Origin of the sequence: Legionella wadsworthii DSM 21896 = ATCC 33877, assembly GCF_000701265.1 — a bacterium.
Classification (GTDB): Bacteria; Pseudomonadota; Gammaproteobacteria; order Legionellales; family Legionellaceae; genus Legionella; species Legionella wadsworthii.
This window is the reverse complement of record NZ_KL370760.1, coordinates 560,879-583,476: the sequence shown is the minus strand read 5'-3', so window position 1 is coordinate 583,476 and position 22,598 is coordinate 560,879. Positions and strand designations below refer to the sequence as shown.

Below are 22,598 nucleotides of genomic sequence, written 5' to 3'. Positions count from 1 at the left end.
TATTAGATAAAACAACATACGCTCTCATCTGTATATTCATCATCGATTGAAGAAACCAAAGAGGTGCTGAGCGGTTGTTGCACCTTGAAAAAAGTAAATAAGCTGTGCGTCATGATTTCATCTTTTACTTCAACGCTTTTTTCTGTAAGCATGGGAGAGTGATCCATTTGTTCTTCATAAATCATATGCTCCAAATAGGATACTTTATTCGTCAATTCTGAAACCAATTTAATCTTGTGTTCTAAACGTTCTAATTTTTCAGCTTCCTTTTTTATTGAAGCCTCATCACACAATTTCTCTACATTCTCCTCATTTAAGCCAAACCAACTGCTGACCAGTTTATCTAAAGAAGGGCGCTCAACAAACCAATAAAGGCTGAATGCGGCCAAACCCACCAGGATACTAAATAGAGTAACAGGCCAAAAAGCAGGAATAAGTGAATTTACGATGAGACTTGCTAAAAAAAGAGCTACTGATTGGCCGCTAAAAAAACCGCCCCCAAAGAAGAGAAATGCCGAAATGCCCGATATGAATCGTTTCACTGTTTTTATTTTTTCGCTATGAAGTGCCTTTTCAAATTGTTCACTTGCTTTGGTAATAGATTTAAATCGTTCTTTCAATAAGGAAACAATCTGCATCTGTTCTTTTAAGGCGGTGGCGGATAACACAGAAAGATCATAACCATCCAGTGTTTCTCGTAGTTCTTTGATCAATTGTAGCTGCAATAAATAGGTATCTAACAATTTATAAGCTTCACTCAGTTTTACCCCTAACGCGTTAGAAACTTTTACTAAATCAAATCCACAAAAAACAATGACTGATATCAATGAAAAAGCAAAACCAGCTCCTAAAATTATCAGGGATGGCAGGCTAAAAATACTGAGCATGGTCACAATGCCATCAAATCCCTGGCAAGCTGCTACCAGAATACCCGCCAAGGTAAGTAGTATGAATTTGATTTTGTCTTTACTTGAATTTTTATTTGCACCAGGCACAACAACATGATCTCTCCTCTCCAAAAGGAGGAGATCAGATAATAAAGAGGCTTGTAATGAGGCAAGAATATACTCGTTTTTTTGTTGAAGTCTTTTTGGTTGATTAATTTTTTTAGTTTGCTCTACGGTTAATAAATCAATCAGGGTATTCAGATCGATGATCGATATAGAGGGCATTTCGTAGGAAGATACGCCAGATGCTAATAAATATTTTTTTATTAAATTTTGAGAGTGCTGACTGACTTCAATTTTCATTGCTCGAATTTAATGTATCGTTTATTCCGTTAGAATTCGTGATAGTACAAATAAAGTTTACCGATGTGAACATGCTTTATCCAATTTAAATTAGCTAAGAGCTTGAAGTAAAAAGATTTTTCATCACTATATGATTTAAATATAACTTTTTTGAATTAAATATGACCTTAGAGTATAATTAATGTGCGAACATTAACTAAGGAAGCGATCATGAAAAAGCTTATTATCGCAGTTCTAGTGTTTGTACCTACACTTCTTCTCAGCGGTTGTTATGTTACAACAGCTACTCCTGGAAGTTACTATTATTCCAGCTATTATCCCTCATATTACAGCGGTTATCCTTACTCCTATTACTCAGGTTATTCAATTTATCCTAGATACTATACTGGCTGGGGCCGTCACCATCGTAACTGGGGTTATTGGGGAGGCAATAACTGGCGTTGGCATGGTGGTGGTTGGCATGGTAGCGCCTGGAATTTGGGTCATCGCCATTGGAGATAGACTACAAAGCGAGTTAACCTAAATTCTTCAAGAGTTTAGGTTAACATTTAAGTATGTGCCACCTTGTACACTTCTAGCAATATCAAAACAGCATCACGCATTTAGATCTGAAGCCGCTTAATCCGTTTGAATCATAAAACATCTTGATACAGAGTATTCGGCTTCTTTTATTTCCTGGTGCAAGTCAGATGGCTTTTTTACTGCGATAAAACGGCTCAACCTTGGTGATACCAACCACATGCATAAGGAAATCAATAATGTAACGATTCCGATACATGCAAATACATGAGTATAAATCATCAAAGATTCGACTCCTGGTTTAATCTGTTCAGGTAACGCTGTGTAGGATGCAACGCTCGCCCCGATAAATCCAGCTATTGCGGAAGTTAAGAACCACATTCCCATAACAAACCCTGCAATTTGTGCAGGCACCAGTTCGGCTACCATTGCCACCCCGAGTGCCGAAACCAACAATTCACCAAGGCTTTGAAATAAATAACTGATAATGAGCCACCAGGAAGAAACCATACCTTGTTCGCTATAGAAATAGCGGGCAAAGAAGAGCATTAAAAAGCTCAAGCCACACATAGTCATGCCTAAAGAAAATTTATAAGGAATAGAAAATCCAATTCCTTTTTTATTCAGAAAATTATAAAAATAGGCCAACACAGGACTCATGATCACAATCCATATTGGATTTAGTGCTTGAAAGCTTTGCGCATCAATGGTGATGCCAAAAAAAATAGGCACTACATTATTTACGGCAAATAAATTTAAAGAGGTTGGCATTTGTTGATATAAAGTGAAGAAAATAATCGCTTCCAACATTAGTATCAGGGCAACTAACATTCGCATTCTTGCTGCTTTGGTTTCTTTGCGTGCCATAAACAAATAATAAATAATAACCACAATGGTAATAAGCCAAAATAAATTTTTAGCAATCATCACGTGTTGTAATAAATATGCGGAACACTCCGTTAAAAAAAATATGCCCATTAAAATCAAAAACCATTGAATGAACGATATTTTTCGTTGGTCAGATTCCGTATTAATATGCGCTACAAATTGGTGTTGGAACCAATAATTGGCTAATCCAATAGATAAACCGATAGCGCTCATCATATAAGCATAAGAATAACCGTAACGGCTTGAAATCGCAGGTCCTGCAAATAATGCAATCATACTACCTAAGTTGATTGCCATGTAATACAAAGTAAAGCCACCATGCAAACGGGGGTCGTTTTCCTCATAACACTTAGCAAGTAAATTTGAGGGATTTGCCTTAAATAAACCGTTTCCTACACAAATTATGCCCAAGGCCAAAAATACATGTTCTTTATCTGTCACTGCTAAAGAAAAATAGCCTGCTGCTAAAGTGATAAGCCCAAGGACTATCGTCCTTTTGGTTCCTAAAATTCTATCTCCTAAATACCCCCCAATAACTACCATGCCATACACTAAAGCTGAATAAGCACCGAATGTATAGTATGAAATGGTTTCGTTATAACCTAAATAACGAATAAAAAACAAAGCCAAAATCCCTTGAACAGTATAAAACCCAAAACGTTCCCATAATTCCAATAGAAAAATCATGTGAAATGCACGAGGCTGTTCGCGAAGGATGTTCACCATGAATTTATTCCTTTAAGGTGGGTAAAATTTTAAATTAAAGGAGTTTTGAGTTTTTTGCAATGAGGTTTTTACTTAAATGAAACATATTGGCTGTGTTAAAAAATATTAATATGAACGGGAAGGTAAAATTTACTGCATCTATTTATTAAAGTATCAGCCCCAATAGAACTGGACAACTCTTGTCTTTTTCTATCGTGAGTCCATCAGCGCATTGAAATAGGGATTGCGTACCAGATAGCGAGAAATCATCATCTTCTTTATTAAGATATTTCTTGGCAATTTTTTTACTACCAAAAAAACGAGTTAGCATAGAGTCCGTTGAAAGCTCTTGATTCAATTCACAAGTTTGTTTCAATTCATTATTTGAGGTATTTTTGCAGTCTCCTAGTGGCAACTTACTTAAAATCCACTTTCCAACTGATTGAATTAAAGGTAAAGCAAAGCGAGCAATCAGGTACAACAGCGAAATGACTGATACTGCCGTTATAATTCCTAATCCTGCCATAGGAAAATATAAAGATACAATAAGTCCAACCATACCCAATATAGACAAACTCAGTCCCACACTTTTATCCAATAATGGTAAAAATCCGGTTTTTTTTATTTTTTTTCCTAATTTGGTTTCTTTTAAGCTGAGCTTCATGAGTAATTCCTTTTGCTTGATAGAGCGTTCCTCTAAAAATGCAATTTGTTCGCAAACTTTAAAGAGCTCCTGTTCCGTGTTGATTTTTTTTAAATCTTGATGGATCAGAGCAGCCTCAAGCTGAATATCTTCCATTTCAAGTTCTGCATGACGCCTCAATTTTTTAATCGTCTTTTTTTCTTTGAATAATCCGTACCATTTACCTAGCGTTTGGCCGATTAGAAATATACTTAAAGCTAAAGAAAATGAAGCGGTTGTAAAGGCAATTGCTACTGCTATCGCAGGAACACACAGGGCGGTTATAGTCAGTGCTAACAACAATGCGGAATACAGCCAGCGAGCATTATTACTCCAACTGATTGGCGCTTTTCCATCTAAAAGGTAACAAGAAAGATAAATTGCAGGAATGAGAAAAAAATCTAAAGAAGAAAGTACAATTGCGCCTATATTTAGCCCAAACTTAAGTGAATGAGAAGGCGTAATATCATTAAAAGTTCTAATTGATGAATCAATCTGCAACATTGCCTTGCCTGAGTCACCTGTAGTTTTAATAATATGGGATAAAAACAGGATAAATTTTGAATATTTTTTATTCTTTTTTTTAAAATTCCTTATAGATTTATATTCAATTGGACATTGTATCTTCTCAAGTCTTTCAGTTGCTTCAGACAAAATGTTAGCAATCTCAAACTCTCTCACATTGTCTACCATTTATTCATTGTGGATAAAATCGCATAATATAACATCTTTTTTAACCTTGTGGTGATTTTTTTTACAATCAATTAATAACTTGCTAATCCTATAGAAACTCAACTATATTTCCACATAGAAACCTAACGAATGCGAAAATTATAATCATTATGTCTAAAAAAGCTCTTTATTTGGCAGGTGGTGGTGCTCGGGGGGCCTATCAAGCTGGCGTTCTGAAAGCTATTTGTCATATCTTACAAGTAAAAACTTTGCCTTTTGAAATGGTCAGTGGCGTGAGTGTGGGAAGTATCAATGCAGCAGTACTTGCAGAAAATGCCGAGGATTTCCCGTCTGCCATTGATAAACTTGAGACCATTTGGAGTGAAATTCACTGCCAGCACGTATATAAAGCAAGTAATTTTGAACTGGGTAAATCGGTGATGCGTAATATGAGCACGATGATGCTTAAACAAAGACAAGCAGCTCATTTACTTGACACTTCCCCGCTTAAGGAAATGGTTGAAACTGGATTAGATTTCACCAAAATCGCGCAAAATATAAATGATGGCTATCTTGAAACCTTAGAAATAATCAGTAGTTGTTACGAAACACGCCAGACCATTTCTTTTTACGAACATAATAATCCGGAGTTTACAGACTGGAATTATCCACGCCATGGCAGCAAACGCGTTAGTTTCCAGGCAGAGCATATACTAGCTTCCAGTGCATTGCCCTTATTCTTTCCAACAGTATTGCTTGATGGCTTTCACTATGGAGATGGAAGTGTGGGTCTGGCTGCCCCCCTTCGTGGTTCCATTCGTTTTGAGGTAGACAAAATTCTTATTCTAGGTACTCGTGCATTACCTACATTTGTTGATCACGATAATTTGCGTAATGACGACGACATCCCTTTTTCCCATATTTTTGGGAACATGCTCAATGCCCTTTTTTTGGACAATCTAGATCGCGACATTGAGATGGTTAATCGAATGAATGAAATTGCCATGCTCCTGTCCATTTGGAAAAAACGTCGCTCGCCATGGCGTCCCATTACCACATTGCATATTCGTCCCAGTAGGGATTTAGCACCCTTAGCGCAATCCCACTTTAAAGCATTGCCTACTTTGCTTCGTTACCTTCTCAATATTTTAGGAGAAAAAAGGCATAGTGGTGATTTGTTAAGTTTTGTGCTCTTTGAAAGTGATTACACCAGAGAATTACTTGAGCTTGGTTTTCAAGACACGATGAATAATGCAAAAGAAATTATTGCTTTTTTTGAGTAGTTTTTAGTGAATATCTGTTCCTATATCGTTCTTCCCAGCTAAGTGATAATCAATACTTCAAAAAATCATCTCTGCCTTGAGCGGGACTCTTCCTTTAAAATATTGTGCTATCAATTATGGATTCCCGCCTGCGCGGGAATGACATAATTTCACGATATAAGTTCTTGTCCTTCAACTTAGGCGAAGAATGACATCAATTTAACTAAAGAATGCCAATGGACACAAAATTGATAATTTAATTAATACACTTATACCTGTCATTCCCGCGCAGGCGGGAATCCATCCTACAAATTCATTCTTCATTCTAATCGATGAGAGAAGTATCCAAGCGCGCGGATATGGCCAAATATTATAAAAAAACCTACAGTTCCGAAATTATTTATCATTTACAAAAAATAATGGATTTCAGGTTGACATAGACTGGCGCAAAAAAGTTAATACCTCTTGCGTTTCAGGCATCATCCCATGCCAAATAAAAAATGCTTCCGCAGCTTGTTCTACCAACATCCCTAAACCATCCACAGCAACACAATTTGATTCTTTGGCATATTGAACAAACGCAGTTATTCCGTTTTGTTTGTAAGATAAATCATAACAGAAAGGTTTTGCTGCCAAGCATGCTTCAGATAAAGCAATAAATTCTCCTGCTAATCCAGCAGAAGTTGCATTGATCACAACATCAAATTCTTCATTGATCTCATTTAACGGCAATCTCCTAATTTGAGGAAAAGCGCGTTGAAATTCCTCTGCTTTAGATAAAGTACGATTGGTTACCACTATCTCCTGGGGTGTATTTTCCAATAAGGGATAAATAATTCCACGTGCCGCGCCCCCAGCCCCTAAAATTAATAGGCGCTTCCCCGCCAATTCAATATATCGTGTAATATCTCGAACCAAACCAATCCCATCGGTATTATCAGCATGCAATTGATTTGCTTCCATCCATAAAGTATTTGCAGCTCCAGCTTTTAGGCAACGTTCACTGCAATTTTTTGCCATAGCAAAAGCGCGCTGTTTGAAAGGCAGCGTCACATTCATCCCCTTGCCATCCTGAGCAAAAAAATCAGATACTTGTTCCTCGAAAGAGGCCTCATCGCCTTGAATTTTTTCGTACATCAGTTGTACGTTCACTTGTTTCGCAAAGCACTGATGAATTATAGGAGATAAACTATGGGCAATGGGATTGCCAATAACTGCAAAACGTTGAGTCACTTCATCCTCCTCATTGGGGTTATTTGTTGCTTGATTGCCAATTCTTCTCAAGCTAAAAGTCTCTCAATTAACGTCTATTTAAAACTTAAGCCAGATAACCCGATTCAATCTGTAATTCAAAATTTAAATTTATATTTATCCCAGAATGAAAATTACAAACAATATGAAATTATTCCTTATCTAGAAAAATACCCATTGCATGTGACCTTATATTTGGCAAATTATCATCCCAAGCAAATACCGGAAATAATCCGTAAAGTAAAGAAATTAGTCCAGCATCAACACTCATTTTCTATCTCGACTTCTAAATTCATTCCAGAACGCAGCGGATACCTCATGTTGGGTGTAACAAGTAACCACACGATAAAAGATTTAAGTAAGAAAGTTTTAATTGAATTGGCTCCTCTCCGAGATTTAAATGCGGTGATACCGGCCTGGGCAGCACATGATCCTGTTCGTAAAACTTTATTCAGTCAATATGGGAGTCCTACTGTACTGGATTATTTTAATCCGCACTTATCTATCTTCTCCGCAGAACATTTAAACGACCAACAGAAAAGTGCTTTATTTTTGCAGTTATTCAAATTGATATCCAAATATAACCAATCCCATTCGACGCAAATTCAGCAGCATGTCTCTGAAATTGGGGTCGGGATAGCGAATGCGCAAGGGCAGATTATTAAGGAACTAGCGATATTTTCCATGAAATGATACGCGGTATTGCCGATAGTTTAAAAAATAAAAAAAGTAGCCTGGGTCATACCCCGGCTACTATAAATTTTAATCCGCCTCAATTAAACTTTTTGATATGACTTCCGCCAGGTCACGCGATAAATCTAACTTTGCCAATTGGTGTAATTGATGCCGCATCAAATCCTGACGCGCCTTATCATAACGTTTCCAGCGGGTAAAGGGATTTGCTAGGCGCGCTGCAATTTGTGGGTTGATTTTATCCACCGTAATCAGCATGTCTGTTAAAAATTGATAACCACTTCCATCGAGTGCATGAAAATTTCTGGGATTCGCCATACAGAATGCTCCAATTAAGGAACGTACTTTATTGGGATTTTTTATACTAAAAGCTCCATGTTGTAATAAAACTTTGACGTGGGTTAAAGTCTCTGGGAGCTCACTGGTCGCTTGGATTGCAAACCATTTATCCAAGACCAGATCATCTTTAGACCATTGTTTATAAAAATCATCGATGGCTTGTTCCCTTAATCCCTGGTTGGTGCAATTGACAAGTAAGGAAAAACTTGCGATTTGATCAGTCATGGTCTGGGCCGTCATGAACTGCTTTTGACATACTTCCATAGCACTGGCCTCTTTAGCTTTCATCATAAGCCACAAGCATACATTACGTAATTTTCTGCGGCCATAGGCAGGTCCATTCATGCGATGATCTTCCATTTGCCATAATTGCTTATAGAGGGAATGGGCTGTGTCATACAAATACCATCCTAATTGCTGGTGAAGAAAATCCCTGATGTTTTCTACGGTGCCTACATCCACAATTTCCAACTGATTGGCTATGTCTTCAAAACCTGGAGGAATTAATAATTCTGCTCTTAGAGAAGCATCTAATGAATCATCAAGCAATACATGTTGCAAAGCAGAAATGAGATCAGCAGGAATTAGCCATTTATTGGAAGGTTCAATCAAACAATTTTGAATACACTTTAGAATTAAACTTTGTGCTGCATTCCATTTGGCATAACCGTCCTCTTCATGTTTCAATAAAAAAAGTAATTCTTCCTGGCTTAAATTATATTTTAATTTTACAGGTGCAGAAAACTCGCGTAATAAAGAAACAATGGGTTTATCATGCAAATTGTCAAAAGTAACAATTTGTTCCTCTTCTTTCAATTCGATAATGTCCCTCTCAATGGCTATCTGATGTCCCTGTTTATCATATAAAGCAACCCGGATGGGAATATGAAAAGGTTTCTTCTCTTTGCACTCCGGGGTTGGCGGACAATGTTGTTTCATTTTTAAAATCAGCTTGCCTTTTTTCATCTCACTGGTAACGGTTACTTCCGGGGTTCCTGCCTGACTGTACCACCGTTTGAATTGAGTTAAGTCCACTCCATTTGCATCTTCCATCGCCCCGACGAAATCATCGATGGTAACTGCCTGGCCATCATGGCGTTTAAAATATAAATCCATTCCCTTTCGAAAACCTGCCTTACCTAAAAGCGTATGTTGCATGCGTATGACTTCCGCACCTTTATTATAAATCGTCGCGGTATAAAAATTATTGATTTCTTCATACGATTCTGGGCGGACAGGGTGCGCCATTGCACCGGCATCTTCAGGAAATTGGGCATTAAGTAAGGCTTTAACGTCCATAATTCGATTCACATCCCGAGAGTTCATATCCCGAGAAAACTCTTGATCGCGAAAAACAGTTAATCCTTCCTTCAAACTGAGCTGAAACCAATCGCGGCATGTAACTCGATTACCAGTCCAGTTATGGAAATACTCATGAGCAACGACTCCTTCAACATCTGCAAAATCCTGATCTGTTGCAGTATCTGGCCGAGCCAGAATGTATTTGGAATTAAAAACATTTAAACCTTTATTCTCCATTGCGCCCATGTTGAAATCACTCACAGCGACAATCATAAAAATATCTAAATCATATTCGCGTCCATAGACCTCTTCATCCCAGCGCATGGAATTTTTTAAAGATTCCATAGCATGGGCACATCTGTCCTCATTGCCTGGTTCAACATATATCCTTAAATCAATTGGGCGATTAGAACAGGTGACGAATTGATCGCAGACGCATGCCAAATCTCCAGCCACCAAAGCAAATAAATAAGAGGGTTTTTTAAAAGGATCATTCCAAACTACCCAATGACGTCCATCATCGGTTACGCCTGAATCAATTAAATTTCCATTGGATAATAAAATGGGATATTGTTTTTTATCGGCTGAAATTCGCGTTGTATATATCGCTAGAACGTCAGGACGATCCAAGAAATAGGTTATCCTTCGAAAACCTTCTGCTTCACATTGGGTGCAAAACAGATGATTTGAGCGGTAAAGTCCTGATAATTGGGTATTTTTTTGAGGATAAATCCGCGTTACTATGGCTAATGTGAACTCATCGGGACAATTTTCGATAATCAGTGACTCAGGATCGGCCTTATATTCAGACGTCTCCAATTTTTGGCCATTCATATGCACACTGATTAATTCAAGCTCATCACCATATAAATGCAGAGGGCCTTCGTGTTGCCTGATTAATTTAAGTTCACTATGTACCAGAGCATGATCGTCATAGAGATCAAAATTTAAATCCACAGTCTCTATTGAAAAAAAAGGAGGCTGGTAGTTTTTTAAATAAACGGTTGTGTTAGGCATGAGTAGTACATCCTATGAAAATGCATTAAGTTTATTGAGTTATATATAAAAATTTTGTTAGTTTAGCCTATAATGATTATAAAGGGGTAACTTCTTAGGTCAATCTTTAAGTAATACGAAGTTAGCTGGAAACCATTTATTGCTTTTCAGGGAAAAATGCAATAAATGTAAAGAAACAAATATATCCTTCCAAGGATTAAAGGGGATGGCATATGAATACTCAAGACTTTTTAACCAGTTATACCAAACGCTTTGTCGATAACAAAGAAGAAGAAATGAGTTTGGAGGAATACCTGGAACTGTGTAAAAATGATCCTTCTGCTTATGCCAATCCAGCAGAACGCTTGTTAATGGCAATAGGCGAGCCTGAAATGGTAGATACGCGCCATGACCCTGTCCTATCAAGGCTTTTTTCGAATAAAATTATTCCACGTTATAATGTATTTGCCGATTTCTATGGTATGGAAGAACCCATTGAACAGATAGTAGGGTTTCTAAAGCATGCCGCTCAAGGACTTGAAGAAACAAAACAGGTGCTTTACCTCTTGGGTCCCGTAGGAGGCGGTAAATCCTCTATTGCTGAAAAATTAAAAGATTTAATGGAGAAAATACCTTTTTATGCCATAAAAGGCTCACCGGTATTTGAATCTCCGCTGTCATTATTTAATCCAGTTGAAGATGCTGAATTACTTAGAGAGCGTTTTGGGATTCCTTCAAGATACTTACGTTATCTAATGTCTCCCTGGGCAGTGAAGCGGTTACATGAATTTAATGGTGACATCAGTAAATTCAGGGTAGTTAAAGTAAGACCATCCCGTTTAAAACAAATTGCTGTAGCCAAGACTGAACCTGGAGATGAAAATAACCAGGATATTTCTTCTCTGGTCGGTAAAGTGGATATCCGAAAATTGGAAGAACATTCACAAGATGATCCTGATGCATATAGTTACTCTGGCGGACTATGCCGCGCAAACCGTGGCCTTTTAGAGTTTGTCGAAATGTTTAAAGCGCCAATAAAAGTGTTGCATCCCTTATTAACCGCAACTCAAGAAGGGAACTACAATGCAACAGAAGGGTTATCCTCAATCCCCTTTGAGGGTATCATCCTGGCGCATTCAAATGAATCCGAATGGCAAACCTTTCGCAATAATAAAAATAATGAAGCATTTATCGATCGTATCAATATCGTCAAAGTACCTTATTGTTTACGCGTTTCTGAAGAAATTAAAATTTATCAAAAACTGATTGATAACAGTTCACTAACCCATGCTCAATGCGCCCCTGGTACTTTGGATATGTTGGCTCAATTTTCAGTCTTAACACGTTTGAAAGAACCTCAAAACTCAAGTATTTATTCCAAGATGCGGGTATACAATGGCGAAAGTTTAAAAGATACCGATCCTAAAGCTAAATCTTACCAGGAATATCGAGATTTTGCCGGTGTCGATGAAGGAATGAGCGGTGTATCAACCCGTTTTGCTTTCAAAATTTTATCAAAAGTATTTAATTTCGATCATAGCGAAGTTGCTGCAAATCCAGTTCATTTAATGTATGTGTTGGAAAGACAAATTGAACAGGAGCAATTTCCTCAAGAAATACAAGAAAATTATTTAGCCTTTATTAAAGAATATTTGGCCCCCAAATATGTAGAATTTATAGGTAAGGAAATCCAGACAGCCTATTTGGAATCTTATTCAGAATATGGACAAAATATATTTGACCGCTACATCACCTATGCCGACTTTTGGATTCAGGACCAAGATTACCGTGATCCGGATACTGGTGAGATTTTTGATCGCGCACTATTGAATCAAGAATTAGAAAAAATTGAAAAGCCTGCTGGAATATCCAATCCCAAAGACTTTCGTAATGAAGTTGTGAATTTCGTTTTGCGAGCACGAGCAAATAACCGTGGTAAAAACCCAGTATGGAACAGTTATGAAAAATTAAGATCAGTGATCGAGAAAAAAATGTTCACCAACACTGAAGACTTATTACCTGTTATCTCCTTTAATGCGAAAGCCTCTGAAGATGACAAGAAAAAACATGAAGAGTTTATCTCTCGCATGGTGGATAAAGGATATACCCGCAAACAAGTACGATTACTTTGCGAATGGTATTTGCGAGTACGTAAGTCACAATAACAAATAGATTCTCCCGCTCCGATGAGGGGAAGCTAAGGGACTGACTATTTTAGTTAGGGTTGAAGCACCTAATGTATGCTTTCTTGTGTTGGTTTTAGGACATATTCAAACTATAAACAGGTGCAGAACGAAAGATTTTTTGTGGGGCTCATTATGTCTCAATTGATTGATAGACGGCAAAATGCAGGTAAAAAAAGTACGGTGAATCGTCAGCGCTTTCTTCGCCGTTATAAAAATCAGATCAAGCGTGCTGTTTCCGATGCAGTTGGTAAGAGAAGTATTACCGAAATAGATCAGGGCGAGCAAATTACGATTCCTGCTAAAGACATTTCAGAGCCCATGTTTCACCGCGGTCAAGGTGGACATATAGAACGTGTATTGCCTGGAAATGACAATTTTATTGCTGGGGATAGAATTAGACGGCCTAGCGGGAGTTCGGGAAGCGGTGGTGATGGCTCGGATGCCAGCGACAGCGGTGAAGGGGAGGATAATTTTGTTTTTGAACTGTCTCGTGAAGAATTCCTGGATCTGTACTTTGAAGATTTGGAACTTCCAGATTTAGTGAAAAAAGAATTAGCACGAATCAGTACCTTTAAAACAGTAAGGGCTGGTGTAACCACCAGCGGCATACCAAATAACATTAATGTCTTACGCTCCATGAAACAAGCCACTGGCCGCCGGGTCGCTTTAGCATCTCCCTACAAACGGCAATTGAAGGAAGCGGAAAAGGAGCTGGAAGAATTAAACCAGCAGCCTGTTCCTGATACGGACACGTTGAAAAACTTACAAAAAAAAATAGAGTTCCTCAAAAAGAAGATAAAAACCGTACCTTTTATTGACACGATTGATCTGAGGTATAATTTTCGTATTCGTGTCCCTTCTCCTTCTACTCAGGCTGTCATGTTCTGTGTCATGGACGTTTCCGGTTCCATGGATGAGGCTAAAAAAGATATTGCAAAACGTTTTTTCATTTTACTGTATATGTTCCTTACTAAAAATTATGAAAAGATAGAGCTCGTATTTATTCGGCATCATACGTCTGCTAAAGAAGTGAATGAAGAAGAGTTTTTCTATTCCCGCGAAACCGGAGGTACGGTTGTTTCAAGCGCCTTAGAACTTCTACATTCAATTATTGAATCACGTTATCCGCCAGAAGCTTGGAATATCTATGTGGCACAAGCTTCGGATGGTGATAATTGGAATGCTGATTCACCCTATTGCCAGGAATTACTGCAAGAAAAAATTATGCCATTGTTGCAATATTTTGCTTATATTGAAATCATGCCGCGTCATCATCAAAGTTTATGGGAAGTGTATCAACTGGTTAAAGAACTTTATCCCAATTTTGCTATGGAGAATATTGATACAGTAGCCGATATATACCCTGTATTCCATGAGCTTTTTAAAAGGAAAACTGCATGAGAAGAAAGAAGCCTTTATCAACAGGTGCAGAATGGACCTTTGAATTAATACAAGATTATGATCGGGAAATCGCACGCATAGCCAAAGATTTCAAGTTAGAAACTTACCCGAATCAAATCGAAGTGATTACTGCAGAGCAAATGATGGATGCTTATGCCTCTGTGGGTATGCCTATTGGCTATCATCATTGGTCATTTGGTAAACATTTTGTCAGTGTCGAGAAAAGTTATAAACGTGGGCAAATGGGGTTGGCATATGAACTGGTGATTAATTCTAATCCCTGTATTTCATACCTTATGGAAGAAAATACCATGGCCATGCAAGCCTTAGTCATTGCCCATGCTTGCTATGGCCATAATTCTTTTTTTAAAAATAATTATTTATTTAAAATGTGGACTTCAGCAGATGCCATCATCGATTATTTGGTATTTGCACGAAAATACATCAGTGATTGTGAACAACGTTATGGGATCAATGAAGTGGAATCAATCTTGGACGCCTGTCATGCATTAATGAACTATGGTGTCGATCGGTACAAGCATCCTACCCCATTATCCATCCAAGAGGAAAAAATTCGCCAACAAAATCGCGAAATTTACATGCAATCTCAAATTAATGAATTGTGGCGGACTATTCCCCAAAGCAAACAAATCACGGAGATGTCCACGAAAAAACAATTTCCCGAGGAACCACAGGAAAATATTTTGTATTTTATCGAAAAAAATGCGCCCCTATTAGAACCATGGCAGCGAGAGATTGTACGTATTGTCCGTAAAATGGCCCAATATTTTTATCCTCAAGGCCAAACCAAAGTAATGAATGAAGGCTGGGCATGCTTTTGGCATTATACCCTTTTGCATGCTTTATATGATGAGGGTTTAGTTACTGATGAATTTATGCTGGAAATTTTACAAAGCCACACCAATGTGATCATGCAGCTTCCATATAATAGTCCCTACTATAATGGGATAAATCCTTATACCCTGGGATATCATATGATGCAGGACATTAAACGTATTTGTGAAAATCCCACTGAAGAAGATAAAGCATGGTTTCCATACCTTGCAAATACAAATTGGCTCAATAGCCTGGATAATGCGATGCGACATTTCAAGGATGAAAGCTTTATCGCCCAATTTTTATCTCCAAAATTAATTCGAGATTTAAAATTGTTTCATCTCGTGGACGATGATCGCAGCCCCGATCTTTATGTAAATGCCATTCATAATGAGTCAGGATATCAAAAAATAAGAGAAGCCTTATCCCGACAATATAATTTAGGCTATTTTGAACCGGATATTCAAGTTTATTCTGTGGACTTGCAAGGTGATCGTTCCATGACATTAAGATATGCGCAACAAAACCGCGTGCCGCTGGGTAATACAACACCTGATGTTTTAAAACATCTTTATTCGTTATGGAAATTTCCAGTCGTTTTGCAAGCCGTCAATTCTGATAATGAAGTTACGGAAGAGTATCATTGCCCTCCATTGACGAACAATAAAATATAATTGGTACTATTTATCCCTGGATGCATCCTTGGCCCTATCCAGGAATAAACCGATTGAAAATGATTTATTGTTGATGGAATTTTGCTTCCTCAATCATTTCAGTACTCGGATATATCTTAATTGCATCTTCAGAGTAGGGATCTAAGCGAAGCACTGCACCAAAAATTTTGGCGGCCACTTCATTTGTATTAAGAAACCAGTCACTGATATCATCGGAATAATACTGGATGATCATGGGTCTAAACAATGCATAGGCAGTCTCCATTTGATGCCTTATGCCTATCCCTGCTTTTATAAAATATTTGTTTCCTTTAAGCGCTTGATTCAGAAGATCTACAGTCTCTTTAATGGTCGTAGGAGCAATGGCTTCCACGGGATTATACTCCTCAGTATAAACCTTTACTGTAACCACCATATTACCAAAGTCATGTTGCCGATTAATGAAATAGGCGAGTGCGCGTGCTTTATCCTCTTTGCACACTTTAATTTTTATTTCCATATCCATGCCTTCGCCTGTTAAATCTCCTACTTTGACACAAGGATCGGCATCTAGCGCGGCCACTAACTGATGATTTAACAAGTACCATGGAGGTAGTAACATTTTATTGGCTGCGTGAGTAACAGAATACAGGCCATTTAATGTAAAAGATAAAAAAAGAGCTAGAAATAACTTGATCTTATGACACATAGATTGGCTCATTATTATTTCCCAAAAAATTAGATGCCCCTATCCGCATGAAATAGAGGCATGGGTGACTTACTCCGATGCCATTTCGATAGCGAAAGCAACGGCCAATTTAGAGAAATTGGTCATATGTTCCAAACTCAATCGGTCCATAGTATCCATAGAACTATGAATGTAAGGGTTATGATCTTCAAAATTGGATTCGCAAGGGAACGCTGCTGGAATACCTACTTCATCCCAAGAAGCATGATCGCTGCAGCCATAACCGCATTCTGAATAAGCAACTGGAACCTGAACATAGGTACTAATCAAATCAGCTACAAAATTACTTAACTTTTTATCGGTATAGTCAGTAAAAACCCACATGGTGGGATCTTCAGCCTGAACACGATACCCTGTCATATCAAACTGAATTGCTGCTTTGACGGGGATTGATTTATCCATGAAGTGCTCAACGACATACTGAGAACCGACCAACCCACGCTCTTCCGCAGCATACCATATGATATAGATGGGACGTTTAAAGGTCGTTTGAGAAGACAGTAAAACCCGAGCCATTTCCATGATGGAAGACGAGCCGCTTCCATCATCCCCTGCACCAGGCATACGCCCGTCCAGGGTATCCATATGGGCCCCTATCACTACAGCAGGTGCCTTAATGTCTTTACCAATGACGGTAACCAATGAGGGTTGTTTGTAATAAGAACCTGTTTTCACGAAAAAGGTGGCTGTATCAGTTCGCCCACTCGCCGCGGCCATCTCTTCAAATGACTTTTTCAACCAATTTGCCGCATCTACTCCAGTATCTTTAGTCGCTGAGCGGTTATGGAAAGAGGTCAGATGAGTCAATGTACTTCTTATATTTGCTGAGTTGACTTTCTCTAGGGCAGTATTGACTTCATCCTGGTGCTTGATTTCATAAGATGAACTCTGTGGTTGCACAGTCTTAATCGATTTTTTATTTAAAATTAACTTGGCAGACTGCTTTTTCGCAGGCAGTAACGAACCCAGAATATGATGGCTTACATTCACAAAGCGACCACAGTTTGATTGATCGGCCAAACGAATTAGTGAATCGATATCTGAGGCAGCAATGTCTATAATTTTGAATTCTTTATTTTCTGCCAAAACCTCATATGGAGTAGCAATTTTTGCAGCAAGACATTGAGGTACTTGCAATTGTTCATGAATAGGGGTATTTGCCGCCAAAACAGTACTATTTGCAAGCATAGCCCCCATCCCGATAAAGGTCATCCATCGATTCAAACGCATTTCTACTCCTAAAGTTAAGTTAAATCACAACGCGGTTACATCGTAAAAATCCACTTTACCTAAATTCTGCCGTTGGATCTACTGTTTAATTTAAGTTTCCTTCTATAAAAAAATAACCAACTGGGTTTTTTTTGCTCTTATTGCTATTGATAATCATTTTCATTTGGGATACAGTGATGGACCTTATCCATTCATTGAGCAAATAAATGGCAGTTACTAAAAAATTTAAAAAAATTCCTCGTTACATTGCTCTGGGGTCGCTAACCGTAGGCGCTAGTTTAATCCTTGGCTTTCTAAGTTTTGGCGGGATGTATGCCTTATACCCAGCCCTATATCTGGCATTTGCTACATTCGGCTTGTCAGTAGCCTATGAGGGAGAAATATATTTAAAAAACATCAACGGAGCATTCAAAAAATTATTTAAAGGTGATTATTTAGAAAACCATTTAGCCAAAGAATATTTACTCGAACATTTCCCTAAAAATCCTGATTCAGAAGACTGCCCGTTCTTTAAAGATTATGAAGTGCAACTAAATTTGCTCAAGGAGTTTAATCATAAGCCACTTAATAAAGAAAGCCGAAAACGGAAAAAAGAAATAGAAAAAACTTTGGCTGACATGGAAAAATGGTTTGCCCTACAATTATTTTCAACTAAAAAAAAGAAAAAAGCGGATGATTTAGAGGGCGTTTCTGAATATACAAAAAAATTAAGATCCTGGTTAGTAAAACACGGACAAGAACAATGGCAGAAACGATTAGAAAAACGTAAATCCACTTTTAATCTCGTCAAAGGTTTTAGTCTATTGGCTGCAACATTCATGGGCTTAGGAAGTACCTATCTTATTGTTGAAGCATTTAGTGTTATCCCCTTGATTGCCGCAATACCTTTTGCTTTTTGGCCCATTCTGATCGTCCCTATGGCCATAGTGGCAGGTGCTGCTTACGGCATGCTAATTTACAATACAGTCACTGATCTCATTAATAATGACACCATAAACAAATGGTACAAAAGACTTCGTGATGATTTAAGCAAAGGTTTAACCGCCCGTAATCTATTTATGGCAGCAACGGCTTTATTTCTAGTCACTTTAGCCATTACTCTCACCATTTGTACCGCAGGTACCTGGTGGACTGTAGCAACCAGTGCCCGCCCCTTGTTTGAATGGATGAAGAAAATGCCCAGTTTTATCATGGGCATCATTAACCCTATTATTACGGGTTTGTCTGCAATATTCTTTAATGTAGAGAACTCTGCCGAATCCCTGGAAATGATTTATGAAGCGACGGAAGAGAGTAAAGACTCCAAAGATCGCCCTAATATATTGAAACGTGCTTATACTGCAATTGCTGATGCATTAAATCACCTATGGGAAACAGAAAATGCCCTGCAAAGGCTAAACCCATTCCGTCTCCTATTGAAATTAACGGTTACGCCACTTCGTATTTTACTTTTCTTGGGTCATTTAGTTAGCGTGGCGTTGACATCTGATCGGATGCCAGGTGTCCCGCAGATTCTTTCAGCGCTCGTAGCGATTGTCAGTGAAGGTTTTGAAGACGCCCATTATTTTGTTGGCTCCAGCACCAAAGAAAAATCAATACTGGAGGAGCGCTTAGGGGGTGGAGAAGCGCACGATGAAGGCAAAGATATTCCGACTCGAATACTCCAGTTTTTTTCTTCCCCTTTATATTTCCTTGCTGCGGGTTGGGATTGGATGATGAGTCAAAGGAATTTTGCATCTGTTGGCGATCTAAATAATAACCGCAAGGTCCTTACCTTCAGACAAGCCTGGAATAAACAACTCGGAATTGAAGAAGAAATCGATGTGACCCTCGATCAAAAAGCAGAACGCCCATCAAAAGAATGGCAAATAGAGCATACCGTTTCATTAATTGATAAATATCAGAAAAAACATTTAAATGCAGTCTGGTTTGGCGAGGAAGTCGCTGAAGATAAAATACAGCAACTCAATGTTTTGAAATCTAGAGTCAAAGCGACCGCAAATAATGATAGTTCATTAAATGAGATCCTCGCAGAAGAAAAAAATAATGGTGCTTATAATCGCCACCGATTATTTGCTCTGCAAGAAGATGAAAAGACCGGAACACAAGAATTCATCGAAGCATTACCGCAACGCATTCACGCCATGTAAGCCATCAAAGTAAAACAACTCACCAGCCCTACTCAAGGTAGGGATTAGGTGGGGTTCACTATCCAGATTCAATATCATCACAATTTTTATTGTGTCTATACTATAATCAATGATGACTTTTTGTTCAACGAGGTTTCCTAATGTTTGCTGAGATAGATGCATCTATTGCAAAAAAACAAGCAGAATTTAAGGAAAAACACAAGAACAGTACGCCACCCATTTTAGAAGAGGAAGTTTTTCATGCGCGAGAAAAATATATAGAGCATTCGAGTGAACCGCTCGATGGAATACCCTACTATGACTCTTTACTAAAATACCAAATAAATTATGTGATTTTACTAGAGATATATTGTGACAAACTCGAAGACAAAACCAAAAAATTACAAGCACTGCAACAGTTAGAGTCGTCCTATAATGTTTTAAGGGATATTTTGATTCAAGCACGATTTCAACAGCTTAGGCAAGCACCCTTTTCATCACAAGAACTTCGACGAAAAAAGATTACAGAAGAGTTGGATATGCAAAAGGCAGAACCTCAAGATAAAGAGGCACAAGATTTCATTTATTTTATGAATATCTTTAAAGATAAGCACAGGTATATTTCCTTACAGGCGGTAAATTATTCTTTAGACTATTATGAGGATGTACAACCCACTCTGATAAACCAGATAAAAGAAATTCAATCGAGATTAAGCGAATTACCCAAAGAAATTGAATCATTAAAAGAGCAGCAAAAAATGCAAAAACCATTAACCCGACTTGAAAAATGGGGACTGGATACGGCTTTTAATAGAGCAAATCCTTTAAAGCAATTATTTGTATGGCTCTATAATTTAGGTACAAGAGAATCCCTTGAAGAAAAAGCAGAGCAACGTTACCGTGATTTGGCACGCACGGATGCTGAAATAAGATCTAAAGAAGAGAGCATTCAAAAACTCCAATTAGAGTCAAAACTTATAGGAGGAGAAATAAGCGCTGCTGAACAAAAAATCGCGCAAGCTCATCGTAGGCTAAAAGAGATAGAGCCATCAAAAATAATAATGGATGAAGTTGCAGCACATTCTGCGCCCTATCAACACAATAACAATTAAAAATGGAGCCCCCTAGTATGGGAGTCACAACCGTCCTGGTACTTTTAATGTGGAGTAATCATAGCAAAGTGTGCTAACCACTTTGGAGTAATAATTCTTTAGCGTGGGATCGTGTTTGCTCTGTGATTTTCAATCCTCCCAGCATCCGTGCAATTTCATCTATTTTTTCAGAAGATTTTAATAAAGAAATATGGGTAAACGTTTCGTTGTTATCGCTACGCTTTTCTACCATGAAATGGTTATGCGCTGCTGCAGCTACCTGAGGCTGATGGGTGACACAAAACACTTGTAATCTTTCCCCTAATTGACGAAGCATCTGTCCCACTAAAGCAGCAGTAGGACCACCAATACCCACATCCACTTCATCGAATATCAAGGTAGGGGTTGCGCCTTGTTGTGCCGTAATCATTTGGATGGACAAACTAATTCGAGACAGTTCACCACCAGATGCTACTTTACTGAGTGAATCAAGCTCCATACCGGGGTTGGTGCACACTTTATATTCCACCTTATCCATTCCGTGAACCTGCATTTTATCTAAAGGAGATATTTCAATTTCCACCCTTCCTTTAGGCATTCCCAGTTGTCGGATACTGGCTGTTATTTCCCTGGCTAATTCTTTTGCTTGGGTTTGACGAACTGCCCTGAGTTTCAATGCAGCTTCTTCATAGGCAGAAGCCATTTCATGATAATTCTTTTTTAATTGATCTAAACGGCTTTCACTGTCGTGCAAATCATCTAATTCTTTTTGAAAGCTTTGTGCCAGCTCGTGAAGTTTACTGCTGTCAATGTGATATTTACGGGCAAGCTGATGGATGGCGCTCATTCTTGTTTCTATGTCATTGAGACGTTCTGGATCTAGGTGGACACGCGCAACAAATTGGTGCATTTCATCAACTGCTTCTTCACACTGGATCAGCGCACCATTAATTAGTTCACAAGTATTTTTAATTTGTGTTTGTTCTTGGGGTAACTGGCTTAACAGGCTTACAATTTGATTTAAACTGGTGCAGATATTAGGCTCATCATCTGAATTCAGCAAATCATGTATTTGCTGGCTTTTTTGTAAATATTCTTTTGCATGATGCAGCATTTGATGCTCGGTATACAAAGTCTCAATTTCATTTTCCTGAAGGTTTAAAGTGGATAACTCTTCAATTTGAAATTCCAGTAGAGTAATCCTGTCTTCTTGGTGCTCTTTGCTTTGCAATAAATCGATTTCTTGCTGGATTTTCTGACAGTGCTTATAGAGTCGGGCAACCTCATCGAGTAAGGGTTGATTCTTGCCATACTGGTCTAACTGCTGGCGATGAGTTCCATGATGCATTAAGGTTTGATGTTGATGCTGGCCGTGAATATGGACTAATTTTTCACTTAATTCTTTTACTTTCTGCAAAGGGAAAGGTTGGCCATTAATGTAAGATTTTGAACGGCCTTCTACATAAATGACGCGTCTTAAATAAATTTCACCATCATCGCAAGGGATATCATTTTCTGTAAGCCATTGGGCTGGTTCTGAGTCCTGACCAATAAAAAATCCCGCAGTGATATCGCACTTTTCTTGACCAGGACGAATCACCGAAGCATCAGCCCTTTCTCCTAAAACCAACATCAAGGCATCAATCATAATGGATTTTCCGGCACCGGTTTCCCCGGTAAAGGCGGTCATCCCTTGAATGAAATCTAACTCCAAGTGCTGCACAATCGCAAATTGTTCAATACACAAAGTAGTAAGCATAATTG

Annotated in this window: 16 protein-coding genes; 8 read left to right on the top strand and 8 right to left on the bottom strand. The window is 38.3% G+C overall.

The annotated features are described in order from the left end of the window. Positions 1–2: 2 nt before the first annotated feature. A complete protein-coding gene (locus BU07_RS0114230; protein ID WP_031567142.1) occupies positions 3–1,250 on the bottom strand; it encodes a hypothetical protein in 1,248 nt (415 codons plus the stop codon). A gap of 210 nt (positions 1,251–1,460) precedes the next feature. On the opposite strand from BU07_RS0114230, the gene BU07_RS0114225 reads away from it, so the two are divergent. Further along, positions 1,461–1,751, top strand: a complete 291-nt coding sequence (locus BU07_RS0114225) for a hypothetical protein (RefSeq protein ID WP_084157896.1) — start codon at positions 1,461–1,463, stop codon at positions 1,749–1,751. Between the two features lie 117 nt (positions 1,752–1,868). Here the strand turns inward: BU07_RS0114225 and BU07_RS0114220 are convergent, their stop codons facing one another. Further along, on the bottom strand, positions 1,869–3,383 hold the full coding sequence (locus tag BU07_RS0114220) for an oligopeptide:H+ symporter (protein ID WP_031567138.1): 1,515 nt from the start codon (positions 3,381–3,383) through the stop codon (positions 1,869–1,871). Between the two features lie 145 nt (positions 3,384–3,528). Continuing rightward, positions 3,529–4,548 carry a hypothetical protein gene (locus tag BU07_RS0114215; RefSeq protein ID WP_133134470.1) on the bottom strand — a complete coding sequence of 340 codons (1,020 nt, stop codon included), beginning with the start codon at positions 4,546–4,548 and terminating at the stop codon, positions 3,529–3,531. Positions 4,549–4,886: 338 nt separating this feature from the next. Here BU07_RS0114215 and BU07_RS0114210 point away from each other — a divergent pair, with 338 nt between their 5' ends. Then, positions 4,887–5,999, top strand: a complete 1,113-nt coding sequence (locus tag BU07_RS0114210) for a patatin-like phospholipase family protein (RefSeq protein ID WP_031567132.1) — start codon at positions 4,887–4,889, stop codon at positions 5,997–5,999. Positions 6,000–6,404: 405 nt separating this feature from the next. Here the strand turns inward: BU07_RS0114210 and aroE are convergent, their stop codons facing one another. Beyond that, complete coding sequence (gene aroE, locus BU07_RS0114205; protein ID WP_031567130.1) at positions 6,405–7,211, bottom strand: shikimate dehydrogenase; 807 nt, start codon at positions 7,209–7,211, stop codon at positions 6,405–6,407. Between aroE and BU07_RS0114200 the strand changes: the two genes are divergently transcribed. Next, on the top strand, positions 7,170–7,922 hold the full coding sequence (locus BU07_RS0114200; protein WP_115262245.1) for a 2'-5' RNA ligase family protein: 753 nt from the start codon (positions 7,170–7,172) through the stop codon (positions 7,920–7,922). The genes aroE and BU07_RS0114200 overlap by 42 nt on opposite strands. A 69-nt stretch (positions 7,923–7,991) precedes the next feature. Here the strand turns inward: BU07_RS0114200 and pepN are convergent, their stop codons facing one another. Next, the gene (gene pepN / locus BU07_RS0114195; protein WP_031567127.1) at positions 7,992–10,580 is read right to left on the bottom strand and encodes an aminopeptidase N; all 2,589 of its coding nucleotides are present in this window, start codon (positions 10,578–10,580) and stop codon (positions 7,992–7,994) included. Between the two features lie 212 nt (positions 10,581–10,792). Here pepN and BU07_RS0114190 point away from each other — a divergent pair, with 212 nt between their 5' ends. The 3 genes from BU07_RS0114190 to BU07_RS0114180 all read left to right on the top strand — a co-directional run bounded on the left by BU07_RS0114190 (position 10,793) and on the right by BU07_RS0114180 (position 15,657). Further along, entirely contained in the window at positions 10,793–12,724 is a 1,932-nt protein-coding gene (locus BU07_RS0114190; RefSeq protein WP_031567123.1) for a PrkA family serine protein kinase, read from the top strand. Positions 12,725–12,877: 153 nt separating this feature from the next. Next, positions 12,878–14,146 carry a YeaH/YhbH family protein gene (locus BU07_RS0114185; protein ID WP_031567121.1) on the top strand — a complete coding sequence of 423 codons (1,269 nt, stop codon included), beginning with the start codon at positions 12,878–12,880 and terminating at the stop codon, positions 14,144–14,146. Then, positions 14,143–15,657: a SpoVR family protein gene (locus tag BU07_RS0114180; protein WP_031567118.1), complete on the top strand. Its 1,515-nt coding sequence runs from the start codon at positions 14,143–14,145 to the stop codon at positions 15,655–15,657. Before BU07_RS0114185 ends, BU07_RS0114180 begins: the two co-directional genes overlap by 4 nt. Before the next feature lie 64 nt (positions 15,658–15,721). Here BU07_RS0114180 and BU07_RS0114175 read toward each other — a convergent pair whose 3' ends face one another. Both BU07_RS0114175 and lapA read right to left on the bottom strand, forming a co-directional pair. Further along, positions 15,722–16,345 (bottom strand): group-specific protein, encoded by a 624-nt coding sequence (locus tag BU07_RS0114175; protein WP_242601889.1) that lies wholly within the window; start codon positions 16,343–16,345, stop codon positions 15,722–15,724. A gap of 69 nt (positions 16,346–16,414) precedes the next feature. Further along, entirely contained in the window at positions 16,415–17,614 is a 1,200-nt protein-coding gene (lapA, locus tag BU07_RS0114170) for an aminopeptidase LapA (protein ID WP_031567114.1), read from the bottom strand. 206 nt (positions 17,615–17,820) lie between these two features. Here lapA and BU07_RS0114165 point away from each other — a divergent pair, with 206 nt between their 5' ends. Together BU07_RS0114165 and BU07_RS0114160 are read left to right on the top strand one after the other, a co-directional pair. Beyond that, on the top strand, positions 17,821–19,764 hold the full coding sequence (locus BU07_RS0114165; RefSeq protein WP_031567112.1) for a hypothetical protein: 1,944 nt from the start codon (positions 17,821–17,823) through the stop codon (positions 19,762–19,764). Between the two features lie 140 nt (positions 19,765–19,904). Beyond that, the gene (locus BU07_RS0114160) at positions 19,905–20,855 is read left to right on the top strand and encodes a hypothetical protein (RefSeq protein WP_031567110.1); all 951 of its coding nucleotides are present in this window, start codon (positions 19,905–19,907) and stop codon (positions 20,853–20,855) included. Between the two features lie 73 nt (positions 20,856–20,928). On the opposite strand, the gene recN is transcribed toward BU07_RS0114160, so the two are convergent. Then, positions 20,929–22,593 carry a DNA repair protein RecN gene (gene recN / locus BU07_RS0114155; RefSeq protein WP_031567108.1) on the bottom strand — a complete coding sequence of 555 codons (1,665 nt, stop codon included), beginning with the start codon at positions 22,591–22,593 and terminating at the stop codon, positions 20,929–20,931. Positions 22,594–22,598: the final 5 nt, after the last annotated feature.